The organism is Pseudoduganella sp. RAF53_2 (assembly GCF_052113985.1).
In the GTDB taxonomy this organism is placed as follows: domain Bacteria; phylum Pseudomonadota; class Gammaproteobacteria; order Burkholderiales; family Burkholderiaceae_D; genus Rugamonas.
On record NZ_JBFRDW010001020.1, the window covers coordinates 1 to 1,300 of the forward strand.

A 1,300-nucleotide genomic window follows, 5' to 3' on the forward strand; every position below is an offset into this window, starting at 1 on the left:
GGCCAGGAGGCTGCATGACCGAGCACCTGAGCTACGACGATGTGGTAAAGAATTTGCAAGACCTGCCATCCCTGCCCGCAGTGGTGATGGAGCTGCTGAACAGCATCGATCAGGAAGATATCGATATCGGCGTGCTGGCCAAGAAGGTGTCGCACGACCAGGCGCTGACCGCCAAGACCTTGCGTCTGGCGAATTCCTCGCTGTATGGCTTGCAGGTCAAGGTAACCACCATCCAGCAAGCGATTACCTATCTGGGCTTCCAGACCACGCGCAACCTGATCACGGCCGCGGCCGTGACGGGCTGCTTCGCGGAAGGCGCCTGCAAGGCTTTTGATCACAAGGCGTTCTGGCGCCACTCGATCGGCACCGCCGCTTGCGCCAAGATCCTGGCCCGCCATATGCGCTTCAATCAGGACTATGCCTTCACCGCAGGGCTGCTGCACGACATCGGCCGCCTGGTGCTGGTGTCATGTTTCCCTGAGCGTTATACCGACGTGCTGGCCTACCGCGAAGCCCACGACTGCACCCTGCTGGAAGCGGAGCGCACTGCCATGGGCATCGACCACGTGGACGCCGGCCTGGCTCTGGCCGAGCATTGGAATTTCTCCGACACGATGCGGCTGGCCATTGGTGGCCACCACGAGCCGGACCGCCCAGGCGCGGGCTTCCTTGCCACCATCATCCATGTGGCGGATGCGGTGGTTCATGCGCTGGACCTGGCGCGCCAGGAGGATGACCTGGTGCCCAAAGTGTCCACCGTCGCCTGGCAGGCGCTCGCGCTTAACGAGGAAACCTGCCTGCACCTGTTCCGCGAAACCGAGCTGCAATTCGAAGAAATTTCGATGGTCCTGCTATCGTAGCTATCGTAGGGCGGATCATTGATCCGCCGCAGCAGTCACGCGGCGCGCTTAATGCGCGTAGTTGCCGTTGCCGCCTTCGGCTTTCTGAGGCGGATTGGCCGAAGCTTGCTGGGTATTTGCCGCAGCAGCCTTATCTTCTGGTTTCGGACGGCCTTGTGCGTCCGACAGGCGATACTTGGTGCGGCGGTCGCCCATCAGGTCGCGCAGGTCGCGAATGCTCATGCCGGTCACTTCGTGCATGCGGATCAGCAGCGAAGCCCCGACTGGCAGGCGATGGTGGCGGATCTTGCTGATAACTGGCGGAGCCACTTCCAGCAAGCGGGACAGGGCAGCGTCATTTTTCAGCTGCATTTTGCCCAGCAGGATGTCCAGCAGGTGGTTGGGGTTATAACTTTCCTGCGATGCGAGAGCGTGATGTGCCATGATGATCCTCTCTGAAA

At 61.1% G+C, this 1,300-nt stretch carries 2 protein-coding genes; one reads left to right on the plus strand and one right to left on the minus strand.

Annotated features, from left to right (window positions below; all coding sequences use genetic code 11):
* Nucleotides 1-14: 14 nt before the first annotated feature.
* Complete coding sequence (locus tag AB4Z11_RS31985; RefSeq protein WP_442030236.1) at nucleotides 15-860, plus strand: HDOD domain-containing protein; 846 nt, start codon at nucleotides 15-17, stop codon at nucleotides 858-860.
* A gap of 48 nt (nucleotides 861-908) precedes the next feature.
* On the opposite strand, the gene AB4Z11_RS31990 is transcribed toward AB4Z11_RS31985, so the two are convergent.
* Nucleotides 909-1,283, minus strand: a complete 375-nt coding sequence (locus AB4Z11_RS31990; RefSeq protein WP_442030238.1) for a hypothetical protein — start codon at nucleotides 1,281-1,283, stop codon at nucleotides 909-911.
* Nucleotides 1,284-1,300 lie beyond the last annotated feature (17 nt).

Bases quoted from the DNA above. Each gene is read 5' to 3' on its own strand.
- AB4Z11_RS31985 (WP_442030236.1), top strand. From the start codon at position 15: ATGACCGAGCACCTGAGCTACGACGATGTGGTAAAGAATTTGCAAGAC.
- AB4Z11_RS31990 (WP_442030238.1), bottom strand. From the start codon at position 1,283: ATGGCACATCACGCTCTCGCATCGCAGGAAAGTTATAACCCCAACCAC.